This window comes from Paenibacillus baekrokdamisoli (assembly GCF_003945345.1).
In the GTDB taxonomy this organism is placed as follows: domain Bacteria; phylum Bacillota; class Bacilli; order Paenibacillales; family Paenibacillaceae; genus Paenibacillus_Z; species Paenibacillus_Z baekrokdamisoli.
Map to the genome: position 1 here is coordinate 5,804,322 of NZ_AP019308.1, position 17,667 is coordinate 5,821,988.

The window sequence follows — 17,667 nt, forward strand, 5'->3', positions numbered from 1 at the left end:
AAGGATCCGCGGCAGCGGATCCTTTTGCTGTTTTATTGAACTAGCATCCTCTTAATTAAGGTCATCTTTCAATAGCAAATAACTGTACTGCTCCGGGTTTTCTCTGATTTCATCCCCTAATGCCTCATACCATTGAGATAGAATAACGGTTCGTATACGCAGAGCGTTAGGATCTTTTGGCTTTAAAAAACCAATTTCGATCCATTGTTTCAATTTCTCCCTAGCTGTCCGATCACCGATGCTAAGCAGCATCATAATTTCCGTTATGGTGATTTCGTCCTGTTTAAAAACTAATTGTCGAAACAGCTGTCTTTGTTGAATGTCTAATTGCCGAATCAGTTCCGGCTCTACACGTAGCATCTCTGCATTCTTCTCCTGAACAATTTGCGCCGCATGCGTATAGACTTCTACTAGACCATTAAGGAAATAATCAAGCCAAACCGTTAAGTCTGCATCATGTCGGCCGTAGTAGTAATTATGCGACAAACCCATTTGCAACGCCTTATAATATTCATTTAGATTCCGGTCATAGAAGTTTTCAAGAACGAATAGTCCCTTTAATCCAAATTGCCCTCTCCGCAGAATATAGGTTGCAATCATTCTCGCTGTCCGGCCGTTACCGTCCATATAAGGGTGAATCGTTAAAAACTGCCACATTGCTACTCCGGCACGAATTGGAGCTGGCAATTCATGGGTTTCCGGCGAATTTAGCCACGCTACGTAGTCCTCCATCAAAACAGGAACATCGGTATATTCTGGCGGCATGTAAAAACCCGATTGATTCCGATTGCCGACTTTGTTCTGCTCCAATCGATAATCGCTCAATCGCGGACGCCTTCCATGGGAAATGCGAATGATCGCATGAAGCTTTTTAATCCATTCTTCTGTTATTGGCAGTCGCCTACGTTCCGAATCATCCAAGAACTCAATTGCTTTCATAAGGTTGTATACTTCCTGTTCCTTATCTAAATCACTACTTCGATAGAGCGCTTTGCGCTTTTTATCGTCATCAAGATCGTTGCCTTCCATTCTCGTCGAAAGCAATACCGTTGTCTCTTTTGCTTCCTTCTGCAACTGTTCCAATATATCCACTGGTAGAGGTAATTGATCGATTATGACGCTCGCTCGCTGGATCTCCAATAGCTTATTAATCATGTTGAACGTATTTGTGAGTTTTGGATTAAACATTGAACCGCCTCCTTTCATTCATTATATCACAATTACCGCTATTTTACCGCTATATACATATAGGTTCGAAAATTATACCATCCGGTCTCTTTCTATTTTGGTAGGGATCAGTGCTTGCCAACACGAAACAAAAGCGAAGCGGACGGAATCATTCTGAAGAAGCGATAGCGTTCGCCTTTGTCTCCGGATTTCTACCCCTGAGGGCTAGAATCAAGAAATAGGGAGACAACAGCGACCCTTAAGAATGATCCGCCCGCGCAGCGGCCTTCTACGCACCATGCTTCGAATTTATCAAGCACTTATTTTAGTGTTGACCCAAAAAAGATGCAACTATTACCAAAATGTAAACGTTTAACCATACATAGGAACTTATTCACGTATACATTTTGGGGAGGAATACAGGATGGGTATTGGTAATAGGCAGTGGATGCTGACTTTATGTGCGGCTGTTGCATTGACGGCTGCTGTGCCGGGGTCTGCTTTCGCGGACGGATCGGCACCGTCAGCTCCGTCAGCGAGCGTGAGCAGTGGTACGGTAGGAAGTCTAAAGGAAGGAAGTCTAATTGATTCCTCGATATCTAAGATAAAGGCAGAAGCTCTGGCTCGCAGCTACGTTAGTATTCCAGCAGAGTACAAGCTGCAAAATGCTAATCTATACAGCGGCTCGAATTGGATGAACAGTCGGGATATATGGAGCCTTGCGTTCGTTAAGACAGTAGGCGGTAAGCAAAAGGGTACAATCAACGTTGGCATCGATGCCAACAGCGGCTTGCTGACCTCTTACAATGTATATGTGGATGAGCCGAATGCGAAGCCTTCTTATCCATTGAAGGTTGATCGTGATGCAGCGCGTACGGTAGCGCTCGCTTTCATTGCAAAGCAAACACCTGCTTATAAGGATCAGCTGCGTTTCGACGAAGACTATGGCAATGATTTGAAGCCGCCGCTTAATGGTCAGGTTCGCCATTCTCTCCGGTTCGATCGCGTTGTTGGCGATATTGCTTACATGGACAATTACATCGACGTTGATGTGGATAGTGAAGGCCGCATCCTGCGTTATGAAGTGACTTGGAATGAAAGCTTGATCTTCAACCAGCAGAAGCCTTCCTTGTCGCTAACCGAAGCGGCTGCGAAGATTCGATCCTTGGTTAAGCCGGAGCTGGTCTACGTTTCTCCCTACCAAATGAAAGAGCCACGCAAGCCGATTCTTAGCTATGACCTGCAGCCTGTCACTATCGATGCGGTCACAGGTCAATTGACGCAGCCGCTCTATAGCATAGACCAATGGGCATCGACGCCAGTAACGGATAAAGCACTCGGCAGTAAACCGCAGGGAGGCAAAGCATTAACGCGCGAGCAAGCTGCGCAAGCTATCAAGGCTGCTTTTCCCATTCCGAAGGATGCTGTCCAGTCGGATGCGAATTACAACGAATATAAAGATGGCAACAGTGGCACAACATCCTCTTCTTGGAGCTTGAGATGGCAGTTGAAGAGCGGTGATAAAGAAGTAGGCAGCATCAATGCTTCCATTGATAGCGACACGGGTATCATCCGCAACTTCAGCTCTTATCGCTATCAGTCGGATGATTCGAGTGCAGCGACGAGCCGTATCACTTACAATGATGCGAAGACCAAAGCGGTGGAGCTCGTGAAAAAGCAGTTCCCATGGCTGACAAATCAGCTATATATTCGTCAACAGAGTGAAGTAGAGCTGGAACGGCAAAATAACGGGAACAATCAATACTCTTTTTCATTCGTTCGCAAAATTGATGGAGCACGCTTAGATAGTGATTCCATTCAGGTAACGATTAACGCTAGTTCGGGTGACGTTCAAGAGCTGTGGTCGAATCTGTCGGTCTATGACTATCCTGCTCAAACACCGGCTGTCATCAGTGCGGATAAAGCCATTAACGCTTGGATGAATTATTATAAGCTTGAGCTTACCTATGTAACGGAAACATCCTTCCAAATTAATGGGCAGCCTATTCCACCGGAGAAGTATAAGCTCATGTTAGCGTCAGGCGAGCTTAAAGGTGATGATAAAGATGTCCAATCCACAACGAAGCTTGTTTACCGATTGGTATCCAAGCCAAGAGATGAATCGGTCTTTCTGGATGCGCAAACAGGCCAATGGCGAAGCAGCGACAGTGGCGAAACGACCGAGCTGATTAAACCCAAAGCGATCGATGTAGAGGGACACTGGGCACAGCGTGAATTGGAACTGATGGTGGCTTACAAGGCACTTGATGTTGTTGATGGCAAAGTAAGGCCTAACCAAGTCATAACAAGAGGCGAGCTCATTAAGATGCTTGTGCTTGCTATGAACAGTGGTCGTCCACCTATTATGTACGCCTCAGACCAAGCAAAAACTAGTTTTAGTGATGTCTCGGCTTCTTCCGCCTATTATGTTTATGTTCAGGATGCGATGCAGCAGAATCTAATTGATCTTGGAGACGGTTCCTTTAATCCGGAAGGAAAGGTTGATCGAGGAGAGATGGCGGAGCTGATCGTCAGAGCGCTTGGCTATAACTCGCTTGCGGAGCATAAGGATCTCTTCAATGTTTCCTTCAAGGATGAGAGCAAGGTGAAGAAGAAGGGGCAGGCGGCTATCGTTGTCGGCCTTCATATCATGAGCTTGACCGATGGCAGCTTCCTGCCTGAACGCCAAGTGACTCGAGCAGAGGCGTCTGCAGCGTTCTTCCGGTTCCTCTCGGAACGAGCGGCGCTGCAGGAAGCTCCGCTCAGAAACGATTAAGCGCAGCTAATGTAATCGAGTAAAGGAATAAGGTGTAGAAGGAGAGTGTCACCACTTGATCATCAAGTGGCGGCACTCTTTTTGCATTATGAGTGCGGTCATCAGGGAGCTGCTGTTCGTTTGAGATCACCACCTAGAGGCTTAGAGGTCTAAGATTGAGAAGCGCGCTGAGGAAGGGTATGATGAGGGAAAGCTATTTTGAATCTAGAGGGGGTCAAAGATGTCGCGCATCGTCGGTATTCCTTCGTCAAGGGTTGCTAATTTCCTGAGGTTTCAACGAGATCCGCTCGGCTTTCTAGTCGATGCGCTGCCGCTTGGCGATGTCATTTCCTTGCGGACTAGCAGCTTTCGGCCTACCTATGTTATTAATTCACCTGAATTTATACAAGAGATCCTTGTGCGACAGGATGATTATTTTCAGAAAGGGAGAAGCTCTGGTGTGCTGCGCCGAACGATCGGTGATGGCTTGCTTACTTCCGAACATGAGACTCATCACAGGCAAAAACGCTATTTGACGCCTGTCTTCTATAAGGAGCGGATTCAGGCTTATTCGCAAATTGTGGTCGAGGAAACGCTCCGTTGTGCGGATCAACTAGAGAATGGAGTCGCCATTCCGATGCATGATCGCATGATGCAGCTGACGCTAAGCATTATTGCGCGTAGTATGTTTAATACCAATCTAGATGCGGATAAGGCAGAACTTGCTGCTGCGGTTGATATGACCATACGTCATTCGGCCAAAAGCATCTTCTCGCCCATTATCATTCCTTTCTCCGTACCTACACGAGGCAATATGGCGCATAAAAGGGCCATTCGAACACTGGAGACGATGATTTATGATGCGATTGCGGCTGCCAAGCGAGAACCGGATCGATACGCGGATAGTCTGCTTGGACTTCTGCTGGATACGAAGGATGAAGCCGGTGAGCCGATAACCGATGTCGAGATTCGTGATCAGATGATGACGATGCTGCTTGCTGGGCATGAAACGACAGCCAATGCGTTGGTCTGGACATGGTATCTATTGGAGCGTGGGCCGGAAGTAGAGGATCGGCTGCATGAAGAGCTTGATGCCATGCGCTTAAAGGAGCGTCAGACGGGGGGGCGGCTGGGTCCGTTTGAACGTTATCGCGAGCTCACCTATACGAAGCAGATCGTGCAGGAAACGCTTCGCCTATATCCGCCTGCTTGGGCCATTCTCCGCGAGGCGGAGCGGGATGTGGAGCTGCTGGGACAGCGCTTCGTCGCGAATAGCAGCTTTATCATTAGCCCGTATGCGATCCATCGCAATGACGAGGTATTCGGGGATGCTGCAGCATTTCGCCCGGAGCGATTCGATGCCGGGCTGACGGAATGGCCGCGATTTGCCTATTTTCCATTCGGCGGCGGAGCCCGCGGCTGCATAGGCTCGCAGTTCGCAATGATGGAGGCGGCACTTATTGTAAGCACGCTGGCAGAACGGTTTTCATTCATCTCGGTGGAGGGCCAAGGAGAAGCGGTACCTGAGCCGCTCGTCTCTCTAAGGATAAAGAAAGGCCGATGGATGATTCCGCGGCGTCGATAGGGAGGCTTCCTATTCCTACCGCATAGTGAAAGGGCGAGTGAGGTTATTCTCATTCGCCCTTTTTGTACAAGCTCAATGCATATTTCCATGGAAATGGGAATAAACATGGATAAGCATACATGCGAGGGGATGAATGGATGATCATGGAATCGGACAAGGGGGCACCTATCGCTTCCATCCTTGGAATAGGGACGGCTGTCCCACCTTATCGGATTGTGCAATCCGAGGTATCTGCGCGTTTGGCCGAGGCCTTAAGCGATTATCCGGATTCGGTTCGTTGGGCTAGACGGATATTCAAGCAGTGCGGCGTGGAGACCCGCTACACCTGCGAGCCATCCTTAGTAGGCTCTACGGCTGCATGCAGATATCTTCCTTCTTCTCCGTTAGAGGAAGTTCCGACTACGAGAGAGCGAATGGATGTGTACAAGCGGGAGTCTATGCCGCTCGGATTAGAAGCGGCGAGACTGGCGCTGCTCGATAGCAGGGCGGACCCCTTAGACGTTACACATATCATTACGGTCAGCTGTACGGGGCAATATCTTCCTGGCTTAGATGCTTTGCTTGTGAAGGAGCTTCAGCTTTCACCGCATGTCAACCGAATCCCCCTTCAGTTCTTGGGCTGCGCGGCTGGATTGAAGGCTATATGCCTAGCCCGTCAGCTGATAGCGGCTGCACCGTCAGCGACTATATTAATTGTTTGCGTGGAGCTGTGCACGCTTCATATTCAGCCGTCTGGGAAGAGAGAAGCGCTGTTTGGAGCTTCCTTTTTCGGAGATGGGGCTTCTGCCTGTATTGTTGGCTGTGCGGGAGACGAACATCAGGGATATTTGCAATTGGGGGAAGATATGTCCGTCCTATTGCCAGATTCCTCAGAGGAAATGGTGTGGGAAGTGGGCAATCGCGGCTTTGATTTGTACTTATCTCCGAACATTCCGAGAATATTGGGTCAATATTTGCCTGCGGAATTAGATCGCTTCTTACGCGTGGAGGACAAGCCTGAGCTGTGGGCCATCCATCCCGGTGGTCGTGGGATCGTGGATACCCTTCAGGATCTATGTGCACTTACCGATGAGCAGACAAGCTACAGTAGGCGGATCCTTCGGGATTATGGCAATCTGTCCTCGGCAACGATATTGTTCGTCCTGCAAGAGATGAGAGATGACCTCCGGAGACGGAAATCGGGACGGGCAGCTGGTTTGGCCTTGGCTTTCGGTCCGGGGGTTACGGCTGAGATTATCCGAATCGCTTATGTTTAATAGGTTGAAATATCGCGCCTTATCACCTGAGCTGATGGATGACTTTTCAGAGGGAGGACCGGAGCTTGTTGAAGCTCTGCGTCATCTTCGGAAGCTGAATCGAATCTTCCATGCAGCCGCCCCTACTTTATATGGAATGAAGCGATTATGGAGAGAAGCGGGCAAACCGAAGCAGTTTACGATACTCGATGTAGGCTGCGGTTCGGGTGACATCAACCGGCGTTTATTGAAATGGGCCGATAGAAATGAACTTCAAGTGAGCATTCGTTTAATAGATATTACGGAAGAGGCTTGCGAGGAGGCGCGGCTATTCTATAAGGATGAACCGAAGGTTGAGGTCATTCTCGGAGACCTGTTCTCACTTCAGGATGTTCAGGATGAGCAAGCGGATGTTGTGACAGCGGGGCAATTCGTTCATCATTTTGCCAATGAGGAGCTGCCGCGTGTAGTGGATTGCCTGCTTCAAGCGTCCCGATGGGGCGTCGTGATCAATGATATTCACCGTCATTGGATACCGTGGACAGCCGTTTGGATGACTACACGCCTCGTATCGAATAACCGTTATATTCGTCATGATGGACCGCTCTCTGTAGCCAAAGGATTTCGGCGCGAGGATTGGAACCAGCTCGAGCGCTCGCTGCAGGGCGTGAAGCTGCTGGCGAGATGGATTCCTTTATTCCGCTATGCTGTTGTTATACGAAGCGACAGAGTCTGAGTCCATAAACGGAGCTGATCAGATGAAACGTATTTATGATGCGGTCGTGCTTGGTGCTGGCATAGCGGGAACTTGTGCGGCAAAAGATTTGGCAGATAAGGGTTGGGATACACTGCTGATTGACCGTAAGGAATTTCCTCGTCATAAGGTATGCGGGGAATTCTTATCGCCAGAATTTCAAGGGATGCTGGGTGAGATTGGGCTTTACAAGGTGGTGGAATCGCTCCAACCGGCCTTGATAGATCGGGCACGCCTAACCTTAAGTAAAGGTGATTCATTGGAGGTTATGCTGCCCAATAAGGCATGGGGCATTAGTCGATATGTGTTGGATGCCGCTTTACATCATGCCGCTCAGCAAGCGGGTGTGCAATTGCGCACGGGTGTAACGGTGATGTCCGTTGCTCCTGCTCAGGATGGCTTTCTCATTGAAACGAGGCGGGATGGAGAACGGGAATACTTCCATGCAAGAACGGTGATCGGGGCTATGGGTGTTCATCGTCAGCAGCAGGACCGCAAGTTACTAGAAATGCATAATGGCAGGAAAAAGCAAAGCATGAATAAGGAGAAGTCCGCTTATTTGGGGGTAAAATCGCATTATACCGATGTTTCCTTGGATTCGGCAGTCGAGCTGTATTTCTTTCCGGGAGGTTATTTGGGTCTTTCTCCGCTTCCTGGTGGTGAAGTGAATGCAGCCGCTTTAGTTGATCAGAAGGCTTTCTCCGGCTCCGAGGGAGATAAATCCGTTCTAGGCATCATTAAGGAAGCCGCTCGTCATAATCAGAAGCTAGGCGATAAGCTGAAGCGGGCCATTCCCGTGGCTGGATCGCAATCAGCGGTTTCTCCTGTGAAGCTGAATAGGAAACCTCTTGCATGGGACGAGTATGCCCTGATAGGGGATGCAGCCGTTATGATTCCACCCCTTTGCGGAGATGGCATGTCGATGGCCCTTCGATCAGCACGGATATGTACGCCCCTAGCGGATCTTTATCTGAAAGGGGCCATTTCTCGTGAGACCTGGCAGCTGGAGTATGCTGCTTCTCTGAAGAGGGAATTCAGCGGTCCTTTGCGCTATGGACACTGGATTCAAAGTCTAGGTGAGCTGCCGATATTATCTAAGGCCGTCTTAGCTGTGGCGAAGCTTGTGCCAAGTATGGGAGCCGGATTGCTGCAGGCCACAAGGCTCAAGGACAACCGTTTGTAGAGTAAGCCGTGAATAGAGGGGAACTTAGGATGGGCTACGTGAGGCTTGGCGTTCTTGCATATCGATGTCCAAAGACCTTCATGCTGATCTGGCTGCTGCTATTAAGTGTGCTCGGGCCTTATTCTGCCAAGCTGCCCTCCGTATTGAAGGACCATGGTCTGCTGCCAAAAGGTGAGTTCATACAGGTACAACAAGCCATGGCCTCGCAATTTGGCATACCTGCAGATCCTATTATTCTAGTGTTCGAGAAGAAAAATACGGTGAGCGAAGCGCAATTTCATCATTTTATCCGACTAACACTGGATAGGCTAAGAGAAGTCCAAGGATGGACTGGGCAAGTCTCCCCGTGGGAACGAGAAGGCATGCTGCAGTCAAGTGCCGCTTACGCACTGCTCACCTTCAGGCAAAAGCCGCACGAAATGCAGTCCCTAGTCGAGCAGATTCATGCGATTATGCCCCGAGATAACAACATTTCCGTTCAGTTGACTGGCAAATCCGTTGTCCAGGTTGATGTTAACCGGGCGAGTCAGCATGATCTGCGAAAGGCGGAGCTTATCGGTCTGCCTGCTGCATTCATCATCTTATGGCTGGCTTTCGGGGGTATTGCGTCCGCGATGATTCCCGTTCTTATTGGGATGATTGGAGTCACTGCTACCATGGGAATCATGTACGGACTTGGGACGAGAATGGAGCTGTCGAACTTCGTGCTCAATGTTATTCCGATGGTAGGTCTTGCGCTTAGCATTGATTTTGCCTTGATGCTTGTAAGCCGATTTCGTGAAGAGATAGCGAATGCGCCTGCGGAGCAAGCGATAATAACGACTATGCGTACGGCAGGGAGAGCTGTCTTATTCTCTGCCGCCAGTGTAAGTCTTGGTTTAATGGGCCTTTTGTTTATCCATCTGCCTATATTCACAACCGTTGCGCTGGGTGCGATGACGGTAATTGTAGTATCGGTGCTGCTTATCGTTACGCTGCTTCCAGCCCTTCTTGCCTTCTTAACCCCCACCCTCCAACGTGAAAATAATGCCAAACGGGCTAAACGAGACCGAGGTGCTTGGCAAAAATGGGCCATTTTTATTATGAACCGTCCGATCCTAATGGCTGGTTTATCATCTATGATTCTGCTTGGTTGTCTTTTGCCTCTCGCTCGCCTGCAAATAGCTATACCCGATGCAACATCATTGCCCTCTGCTTATGAATCACGCATGGCTGCAGCCAGTTTTGAGCATTATTTTACCGAGCCTAATTCTTCGCATGTCTATGTCCTAGCGATTGGACAAGCCGCTGCCCTTACGAAGGGAGATTGGGAGCGGGCATATTCAATTCACAAGCGATTAGAACAGGATGCAGGCGTCCTTCAGGTGAACTCTGTTTTCTCCCGTAATGACAGTCAGTCCGAGCGTTTATCTGTTAAGATTCAGCATTCAAATGAGACTCCGCGATCGAGCATGCAATTTGCAAGTGCCCCCTATGTGAACAAGAACCTCATGCTTATGGACATTACGATTAAGGGGAATCCGGAATCGAAGGAGGCGAAGAATTGGCTTCGCAACATGGAGCAGGAGGGAGAGCGCGGTCAGATGCGATTCCTGCTCGGTGGAGAAGCCAAATACCAGCAGGAGATATTCGATGCCGTGATGAAGCCTATTCCGATCGTTATTACATTCATTTGCCTATCTAACTTTATGGTGTTGTTTCTTGCCTTTCGCTCCGTTCTTATTCCAATCAAAGCGATTGCTATGAACCTATTGAGTTTAGCGGCATCGTTTGGCATTCTCGTGTGGGTGTTTGAAAAGGGGCATTTGGGTTTTGAGCCTTATCCGATCGCGATCATGATTCCTGTCTTTATATTCGGCTTGGTTTTCGGCATCAGTATGGATTACGGAGTATTCTTTCTCTCTCGCATATCTGAAGCGTATAAGCAGTCAGGAGATAATGATCTCGCTGTACGAATCGGACTCGCCTCATCCAGCCGAATTATCACATCGGCCGCTGCTATTTTGATCGTGGTGACGCTTCCGTTTGCTTTTGGTGAGGTGGTGGGGGTGAAACAGCTCGGTATCGGCATAGCAGCTGCTGTCTTTATCGATGCCACGATTATTCGGCTAATCCTTGTTCCTGCCTTAATGAAACTGCTGGGCGGCTGGAACTGGTGGGTACCAAGATGGTTTCAGTAAGCCTGTTGAACGAACGAACGAATGAACGAACGAACGAATGGCATGGCACGGCATGGATATGCAGGAATATCTATACATATATAGAATTCATAATTGACTGATTATGCATTCACGATCCACTACATTGTGAAACCGAGGTGTGCATCCATTGCCATGCTAAGGTATCATGAATTTATACCTCGTCCCTACTTAGAGTTCGGTTCAAGCTTGCTTCGCAATGGGGTAGATCGGCGCGATGTCGCCTCGGCTACGGTTGCATCCATTCAAGCTGCCTTAGATCGGCGTTTCGAGTTATTGATTACGATTGTTCATACGAATCACGGCATGCCGGCTGAGGTCGTGAATGACTTTCGGATCAAGGGACCTACATGGTGCGAGTCGCAAGTCGAAGGTGCACAGGCTCTGATTGCCAAATATGCGATCACGCTCCCTGAACAGGTGGAACAGCATGATCTTTCCGAAGCGGAGAGCGTGCTAGGCTGGAAGCCGCAGATCGGATTTCTCGATTTCCTGCGAGATTTGAAGCTGCGAGACGAACGCGGAATCGATGTGAAAGAGCTTTTCATACCGTCTGAACTACCTGAGGTATAAGCTTAAATGTTAGCTCAGGAATAGGCAAATGATGTAATCCTAGCGCTATTGGATACTTAGAATTGTGATGAATATGGGTGGGGATAGTGTTGTCTATACGCAATGAAATTGTTGTTGCTGTTAAGGGCGTTATTGAACACAACGGTAAAGTATTGATTATGAAGCGTGCTAGCGACGATGTTGTTGGTGGAGGTACATGGGAATGTGCCGGAGGCAAGATTTCGTTTGGAGAAGATTTGGAAAATGCTTTGGTGCGAGAGGCGAAGGAAGAAACAGGGCTGGATATTCTAGTGGAGAGAATTTTATATGCCACGACCTTTCAAACTGACCCGACAAGACAGGTTATTATTCTTACCTACCTATGCCGAAGTAATCGGAACGATGTTGTTCTCTCAGAGGAACATACGGATTATCAATGGTCTAACAATGAGCAATTAAGACGATTACTACCCCAAGGCATTGTTGATGATTTTGAGAAAAACGATGTTTTTTCATTGTTTTCTTAGATGAGATGGGATGGGATAGCTTTAGTGAATGGACAAAGAGCCCTCTAAACGTAGCGGATGACTACAGTTAGAAGGCCCTTTGTATGCTGAGAATTAGATCGCCCAGTTACCTTGGCGGAAGATCGGTACAATTGTCCCGTCATCCAAGATGCCATCGATGTCCATCTCCGCAGAACCGATCATGAAATCGACATGCGTAATGCTGGAGTTGACGCCGTTTGCTGCAAGCTCCTCGGCTGACATCGTTTTACCACCTTCGACGTTAAAGGCATAACCACTTCCGATTGCAAAATGGTTCGAAGCATTCTCATCAAACAAGGTGTTATAGAACAAAATGTTCGACTGCGAGATTGGCGATTCATGCGGAACAAGAGCAACTTCGCCCAGATAATGTGAGCCTTCGTCGGTGTCCACCAGTCGCTTCAGCATATCCTCGCCTTCTTCCGCCTCGACCTTAACAATACGTCCGGTCTCAAAAGTCAGCTTGAAGCGATCGATAATATTACCGCCATAGCTGAGCGGCTTCGTGCTGGAGACGTATCCATTAACGCCTTCGCGAAGCGGTACGGTGAATACCTCTTCCGTGGGCATATTGGCCATGAAAGCAATTCCGTCCTTCGTCGTGCTGGATGCACCCACCCATAGATGCTTATCCGACAGCTCTACCGTAAGGTCAGTTCCAGTTGCCCGATAATGCAGCTTGCGAAAATGCTTGGTATTCAGGATATCCACTTTAGCGTGCAGGTTAGCGTTATGCGCGGCCCATGCTTCAACAGGATTGGTTGTGTTAAGCCGTACAGTTTCGAATATGGCATCCCACAGCTTGGCAACGGCTTCTTCATCGGATACGCCTGGGAATATCATTGTAGCCCATTCCTTAGAGGAAGCTGCGACAACGGTCCAAGCGACTTTATCGGATTGAATGGCACGGCGGTATTCAGCCAAGCCTTGGCCTGCTGCCTTCTGGAAATTGCTGATCCGCTGTGGATCAATGCCTTTAAGCAAGCTTGGATTGGGCGAAATAAGAGCGATAAAAGCAGCGCCGTTCTCCACGAAAGCGTTGCGTTTGGCTGACTCCCATGCCGGAAAAGAAGTGAAAATCTCGTCTGCTGCCTTTTCATATTTGAGTCTTGAGAGCGCTTCGTCCGTCCAATCCACATGGACGTTGCTTGCACCGGCTGCGTAGGAACGATCTACAATAAGCCTTGCTAAAGGAGCCATCTCGATTGCGCTAGTAATGAATACCTCTTGTCCTTGCTGCACATTAACGCCGACCTTAACGATAAGTTCCGCATATTGCTCCAGCTTCTGGTTCAGGTTTAAGTTTGACATTGGGACCTCCTAAAAGTTTTTAGTGATACTTCTTGATAAACGACATAGCGAGCTAAAAACTAGCATCGGAAGCATAAGCCAAGTTTTTAGTGATACTTCTTGATAAACGACATAGCGAGCTAAAAACTAGCATCGGAAGCATAAGCTAAGTTTTTAGTGATACTTCTTGATAAACGACATAGCGAGCTAAAAACTAACTTCGGAAGCATAGGTGAAATTAATACTATTGTAAACAACTTTGGGACGAATATCGAATTCTTCGTCGTGAGCACCGGTCTTCTTCCTTCATACGGTCTTCTGGGCCATGGGTGCAATGATGGTCGTGGTGATCTTTCTATCCTTTATGCGCAGAGGTCGTACGGTTAAGCAAGATGTGAGCTCAAATGTCTCGCTTCGTTAAGAGAACAAAGCGAAGCATATAAACAAAACAAAGCAGAAACGGTCTGGTGCCGTGTCTGCTTTGTTTGTTTAGGCTGTTATGTTTGGAACCAGCCACTCTAGACCTCTCTAGCCGGCTGCTTCTGAATTGCCAATCCTAGATACCCATACGTGTAAAGATACCTTCAAAAGAAAAGTCTACGCGGTCATCTCCGCATAAATACCGATAAAACTTCGCGGCAGCGACTTGGTTCAGTCTGGCATCATTGCCCGCCCAATCGTGGTAGTTGTTGAGGACTTGAGCGACTTCCGGTCCGTTGTAGTCCGCAATATTGAATAGGCTGCGCTGCTCCTGACCAGGCCGTAACCTTAGTTTAAATACATAACGGGCCTCGTCGGTATAGTTCGGCTGGGCGCAATGCCAGATGGCATGGTGCAGGAAACCGATCGTTCCGGCTTTAGACACAAGCTTACGCTGGCCCAAGATGTTTTTGTAGTGGCTGATACTTCCGGTATTTACTTTATTGTGAAGATGAGAGCCTGGCAGAATCAATGTGGGCCCCATAATTTCCGGCGTATCATGTGAGAAATAGAAGGCTTGAATATCGAAGGCAAACGGCCTTGTATCGATGACGGAATCGGCATGGTAATTCTGTGCATGATGATGCTGAGGAGAAACGATGTGCAGAGCCGAATGGTCATACACCGGTGCAGCACCGACTAGACTTTGCAGAACGCCCTTTACCTGCGGAAGCTCGAATACGTCCTTGATGAGCTTAGATTGACTCCAGTAACTACCTGGCCCCTTCCATGCCTGCTGCTCTGCATGGACTGCTTCGTTTAGCTCCTGCGGAACAAGATTTTCCAATTGAAGGAATCCATTTACGGCGAATTGAGCCATCTGAACGGCGCTTAACAAGTGGTGGTTTTCTACTTTACTCATGGATAGTCACCTTTCTTTCCAAGACGTATTCATAGCGAAGATGTCCAAGCTCATGCTCGGCACCCGTGGGGTACAGTGGTGGGGTTGGAAGCTGGATGACGTTCCATCCGTCTCTCATGGCATCAAGCACGGAAGGATACAATGGAATGGATGAATCTCCCGTATTCATTTGCAGCTCGTCCTTTGCCTTTGCCCCATCATAGAGCGCCCATGCGACCGTATCTGATTCTAGACAAGGATCCGCCAAATGCAGGATCAAGATTTGTTGTCGTGTCTTGCTCATTGTCACTCATTCCTCCTAAAGGTTTTTGTGTTAATCACGGATGTACTCTCGGCGAGCCCAAACTCGCATGGTAGCATCAACTATGTTTTTGTGAGTTCTTCCCTAACATCGTAATATACACGCAGGGAATTCTGGATCTATAATTGTAAGATAAGTTTGTGTAATTCTAAGGTGATTTGGGCGAGGTGACGATTATGGATGAAGGCCAATTACAATTGATGCGAAGCTACTTTATGAATGCGCAGCTGCAGCTTTACGCGGTTCACCACGTCAAGCTGATTCCGGAATGGGATTATCATGTAAGAGATCCTGAGGTTAATCGATTGTATTATTTTCTTGAAGGAACGGGGATTGTTCGCATTCGCAATCGGGTGTATTCGCCGCAGCCTGGTCAATTATTTTTGCTTCCTGCCCATGTTGATCAAGCCTTCTCAACGGCAGAAGACGATCCCTTTCGCAAGTACTATTGTCACTTTACACTCACGATGGGAGATATCCATTTATTTCAGATGTTCCAAATTCCTCATTTTATCGATGTCCTCGATCAGAGCTGGCTGGAAGAACGGTTTCTGAAGCTCATTGAGCTATCTCAAAGTTCTTCCTTGTCTGCACCGCTGCTGATTAAATCAGTACTTTACGAGATGCTAACGTTATTCCTTGATCAAGCTCAGCTTCAAGAGAATCAGGAAGCATGGCGGGTCGATGCCTCGACGCCAGCAATGGCGAAGATCAATACCATTGTGAGCTACATCGAAGAACATCTATCGGAGAAGATGAGCATTAATGAACTGGCAGAGCGCCTGCATTTCCATCCCAACTATTTTATCCAGCTATTTAAGTCTATTATGGGCGTATCGCCTATTGCCTATATTACGAAGAAACGAATGGAGAAGGCACAGAAGCTGCTAACCACCAGTGATCTGACCGTCACCGAGATTGCCGAGCAGGTAGGAATGGATTTGTATTATTTCTCCAGTACCTTCCGCAAGCTAATCAGTCTGTCACCTACTGAGTATCGAGCGTATATGAAGATGCAATAACAGAGGGAGTTCATACTTTCGTAATACTTCATGAGAATAACCTAATCGTTTCGTTCTCTTCGATTACACTTTTAAGGGGATGTTGGAGTAGAATCAATAATAGGGATACTCGGAACTTGGGCTATCTATTGCTAAATCGTTAGTTGAGCAAGAATGGCTCACTAAGGCAATCCAGATCGCAAGCTGTAAGGAGGAGTAACGGATGAAACAATGGCTGGCAAAGATGCGTAAAGGATATGGCAAAAAGCTGGTCTCGCTCCATTCTTGGAATGGCTGGATCGTTGTCATCCTAGCGCTGACAGGACTCGTGCTGTTTCAAGGTACATGGCGAGGCATTCTTGGCGAAGGTCGAGTCCTTATACGATGGCTTCATGTTGTGGTTGGGTTGGCATCTCTAATTCCTGTTATGTTCTATCTCGTGCTCGCCTCCAAACATTGGAAGCAGCTGAAGGGGAAAGGCGTGCAGCGGGCCAATGTCTTAATCGTGCTCGGATTGCTTGTTGGCTGGCTTATCTCTGGCGTGCTGCTGTGGCAGTTTAAGGCGATTGGTCCGTCTTGGTCGAATTCAGCTCTCACTGTTCATGACGTACTGACATGGGTTGGTCTGCCTTACATCATCTATCACTCCATAACTAGGCTGAAGTGGCTGAAGCAGCCGCATCGACTCACAATAAAAACGGGCGAGCCTAGCGAAGGGATACATCCGGCTGCAAGTCCGCAAGCTGTCTTATCTCGCCGTGCCTTCATTCGCACGGCAGTCGGTGCAGGGCTTGTTATTGCAATAGGGCCCTCCTTTCTGAAGTGGATGAGCAGTCAACTAAGCTCTGGAGCAGACATAGAGAAGCTTGTGGAGTCGGATTCGAATAAACTGGTCCCTGCACCAACCCCGCTGCCTGCATCTATGCCTCCTCTTGGCGGAGGCAGCAAGGGCTCCTTCCGAATTTACACGGTTACGCCAATTCCTAAGTTTGATAATAGCAATTTCTCTTTTACCGTTGATGGTCTAGTTAATAACAAGCTGCAGTGGAATTGGGAGCAGTTCGTCAAGCTGAAGCGCAAAGTGCAGGTTAGTGATTTTCATTGTGTAACGGGCTGGTCCGTGTATAAGAACACGTGGGAAGGCATTCTTCTCAAGGATCTGCTTAAGCAAGCAGGCGTTAAGCCAAACGCGATGACAGTTAAGTTGTATTCCGGTGATGGTGTGTATACGGACTCCTTGACACTTGAACAGGCTAATATGGACGATGTTATGGTAGCTGTGCTGCATGATGGCAAACCCATTCCAAGTGATCTTGGCGGCCCAGTCCGCCTTGTTGTTCCTAAGATGTATACCTATAAATCGGTAAAATGGCTGAATCGAGTGGAATTGATCGAAGGGGATCATACGGGGTATTGGGAAGAACGCGGCTATTCGACCGATGCTTGGGTGTAACAAAATAGGCAATCGTAGTGGGGCTGCTCCTTATAGGGGTGGTCCTATTTTATTATACCTTCCATTTGAGGCGCTCAATCAAGAATGTAATGTCATATAAACTAACACTAAACAAATATATATCTATCATAAACCTAACACTAGAGAAAAAGTGGATTGACGGATGAATAGGAGACTGTTAAGATTTAATTAATAACACGATGTTAGTAATTGTTTGTGGATCCACTCTTTGAATATCCAATAAATAGATGAAAATTCAGTTTATTGTAGATATATTAGGGATTCGCATAATAAACCCAGTTA

The 17,667-nt window shown here is 47.9% G+C and carries 14 protein-coding genes; 10 read left to right on the plus strand and 4 right to left on the minus strand.

Going from position 1 to position 17,667, the window contains the following annotated elements; translation table 11 throughout:
• Positions 1-51: 51 nt before the first annotated feature.
• Complete coding sequence (locus EKN16_RS25500; protein WP_125663560.1) at positions 52-1,188, minus strand: Fic family protein; 1,137 nt, start codon at positions 1,186-1,188, stop codon at positions 52-54.
• Positions 1,189-1,591: 403 nt separating this feature from the next.
• On the opposite strand from EKN16_RS25500, the gene EKN16_RS25505 reads away from it, so the two are divergent.
• From EKN16_RS25505 to EKN16_RS25540, 8 genes are all read left to right on the plus strand, one after another.
• Entirely contained in the window at positions 1,592-3,943 is a 2,352-nt protein-coding gene (locus EKN16_RS25505; protein ID WP_125663562.1) for an S-layer homology domain-containing protein, read from the plus strand.
• Positions 3,944-4,163: 220 nt separating this feature from the next.
• Positions 4,164-5,507 carry a cytochrome P450 gene (locus EKN16_RS25510; RefSeq protein ID WP_125663564.1) on the plus strand — a complete coding sequence of 448 codons (1,344 nt, stop codon included), beginning with the start codon at positions 4,164-4,166 and terminating at the stop codon, positions 5,505-5,507.
• A gap of 143 nt (positions 5,508-5,650) precedes the next feature.
• Entirely contained in the window at positions 5,651-6,763 is a 1,113-nt protein-coding gene (locus EKN16_RS25515; protein ID WP_125666670.1) for a type III polyketide synthase, read from the plus strand.
• Positions 6,756-7,478 carry a methyltransferase domain-containing protein gene (locus tag EKN16_RS25520; protein WP_125663567.1) on the plus strand — a complete coding sequence of 241 codons (723 nt, stop codon included), beginning with the start codon at positions 6,756-6,758 and terminating at the stop codon, positions 7,476-7,478. Before EKN16_RS25515 ends, EKN16_RS25520 begins: the two co-directional genes overlap by 8 nt.
• 22 nt (positions 7,479-7,500) lie before the next feature.
• A complete protein-coding gene (locus EKN16_RS25525; protein ID WP_125663569.1) occupies positions 7,501-8,679 on the plus strand; it encodes an NAD(P)/FAD-dependent oxidoreductase in 1,179 nt (392 codons plus the stop codon).
• A gap of 29 nt (positions 8,680-8,708) precedes the next feature.
• Positions 8,709-10,859, plus strand: coding sequence for an MMPL family transporter (locus EKN16_RS25530; RefSeq protein ID WP_125663571.1), 2,151 nt, complete (start codon positions 8,709-8,711; stop codon positions 10,857-10,859).
• A 153-nt stretch (positions 10,860-11,012) separates the two neighbouring features.
• On the plus strand, positions 11,013-11,450 hold the full coding sequence (locus EKN16_RS25535; protein WP_183530677.1) for a hypothetical protein: 438 nt from the start codon (positions 11,013-11,015) through the stop codon (positions 11,448-11,450).
• Between the two features lie 89 nt (positions 11,451-11,539).
• Complete coding sequence (locus EKN16_RS25540) at positions 11,540-11,956, plus strand: NUDIX hydrolase (RefSeq protein ID WP_125663575.1); 417 nt, start codon at positions 11,540-11,542, stop codon at positions 11,954-11,956.
• A 93-nt stretch (positions 11,957-12,049) separates the two neighbouring features.
• On the opposite strand, the gene EKN16_RS25545 is transcribed toward EKN16_RS25540, so the two are convergent.
• From EKN16_RS25545 to EKN16_RS25555, 3 genes are all read right to left on the minus strand, one after another.
• Complete coding sequence (locus EKN16_RS25545) at positions 12,050-13,288, minus strand: aminopeptidase (RefSeq protein ID WP_125663577.1); 1,239 nt, start codon at positions 13,286-13,288, stop codon at positions 12,050-12,052.
• 535 nt (positions 13,289-13,823) lie between these two features.
• Positions 13,824-14,609: a phytanoyl-CoA dioxygenase family protein gene (locus EKN16_RS25550; RefSeq protein WP_125663579.1), complete on the minus strand. Its 786-nt coding sequence runs from the start codon at positions 14,607-14,609 to the stop codon at positions 13,824-13,826.
• Positions 14,602-14,892 carry a hypothetical protein gene (locus tag EKN16_RS25555; protein WP_125663581.1) on the minus strand — a complete coding sequence of 97 codons (291 nt, stop codon included), beginning with the start codon at positions 14,890-14,892 and terminating at the stop codon, positions 14,602-14,604. The genes EKN16_RS25550 and EKN16_RS25555 overlap by 8 nt, the downstream gene beginning before the upstream one ends.
• A 194-nt stretch (positions 14,893-15,086) precedes the next feature.
• On the opposite strand from EKN16_RS25555, the gene EKN16_RS25560 reads away from it, so the two are divergent.
• Positions 15,087-15,932 carry a helix-turn-helix transcriptional regulator gene (locus EKN16_RS25560; RefSeq protein ID WP_125666672.1) on the plus strand — a complete coding sequence of 282 codons (846 nt, stop codon included), beginning with the start codon at positions 15,087-15,089 and terminating at the stop codon, positions 15,930-15,932.
• 202 nt (positions 15,933-16,134) lie between these two features.
• Positions 16,135-17,364 carry a molybdopterin-dependent oxidoreductase gene (locus EKN16_RS25565; protein WP_125663583.1) on the plus strand — a complete coding sequence of 410 codons (1,230 nt, stop codon included), beginning with the start codon at positions 16,135-16,137 and terminating at the stop codon, positions 17,362-17,364.
• The last annotated feature ends 303 nt before the right edge of the window (positions 17,365-17,667 follow it).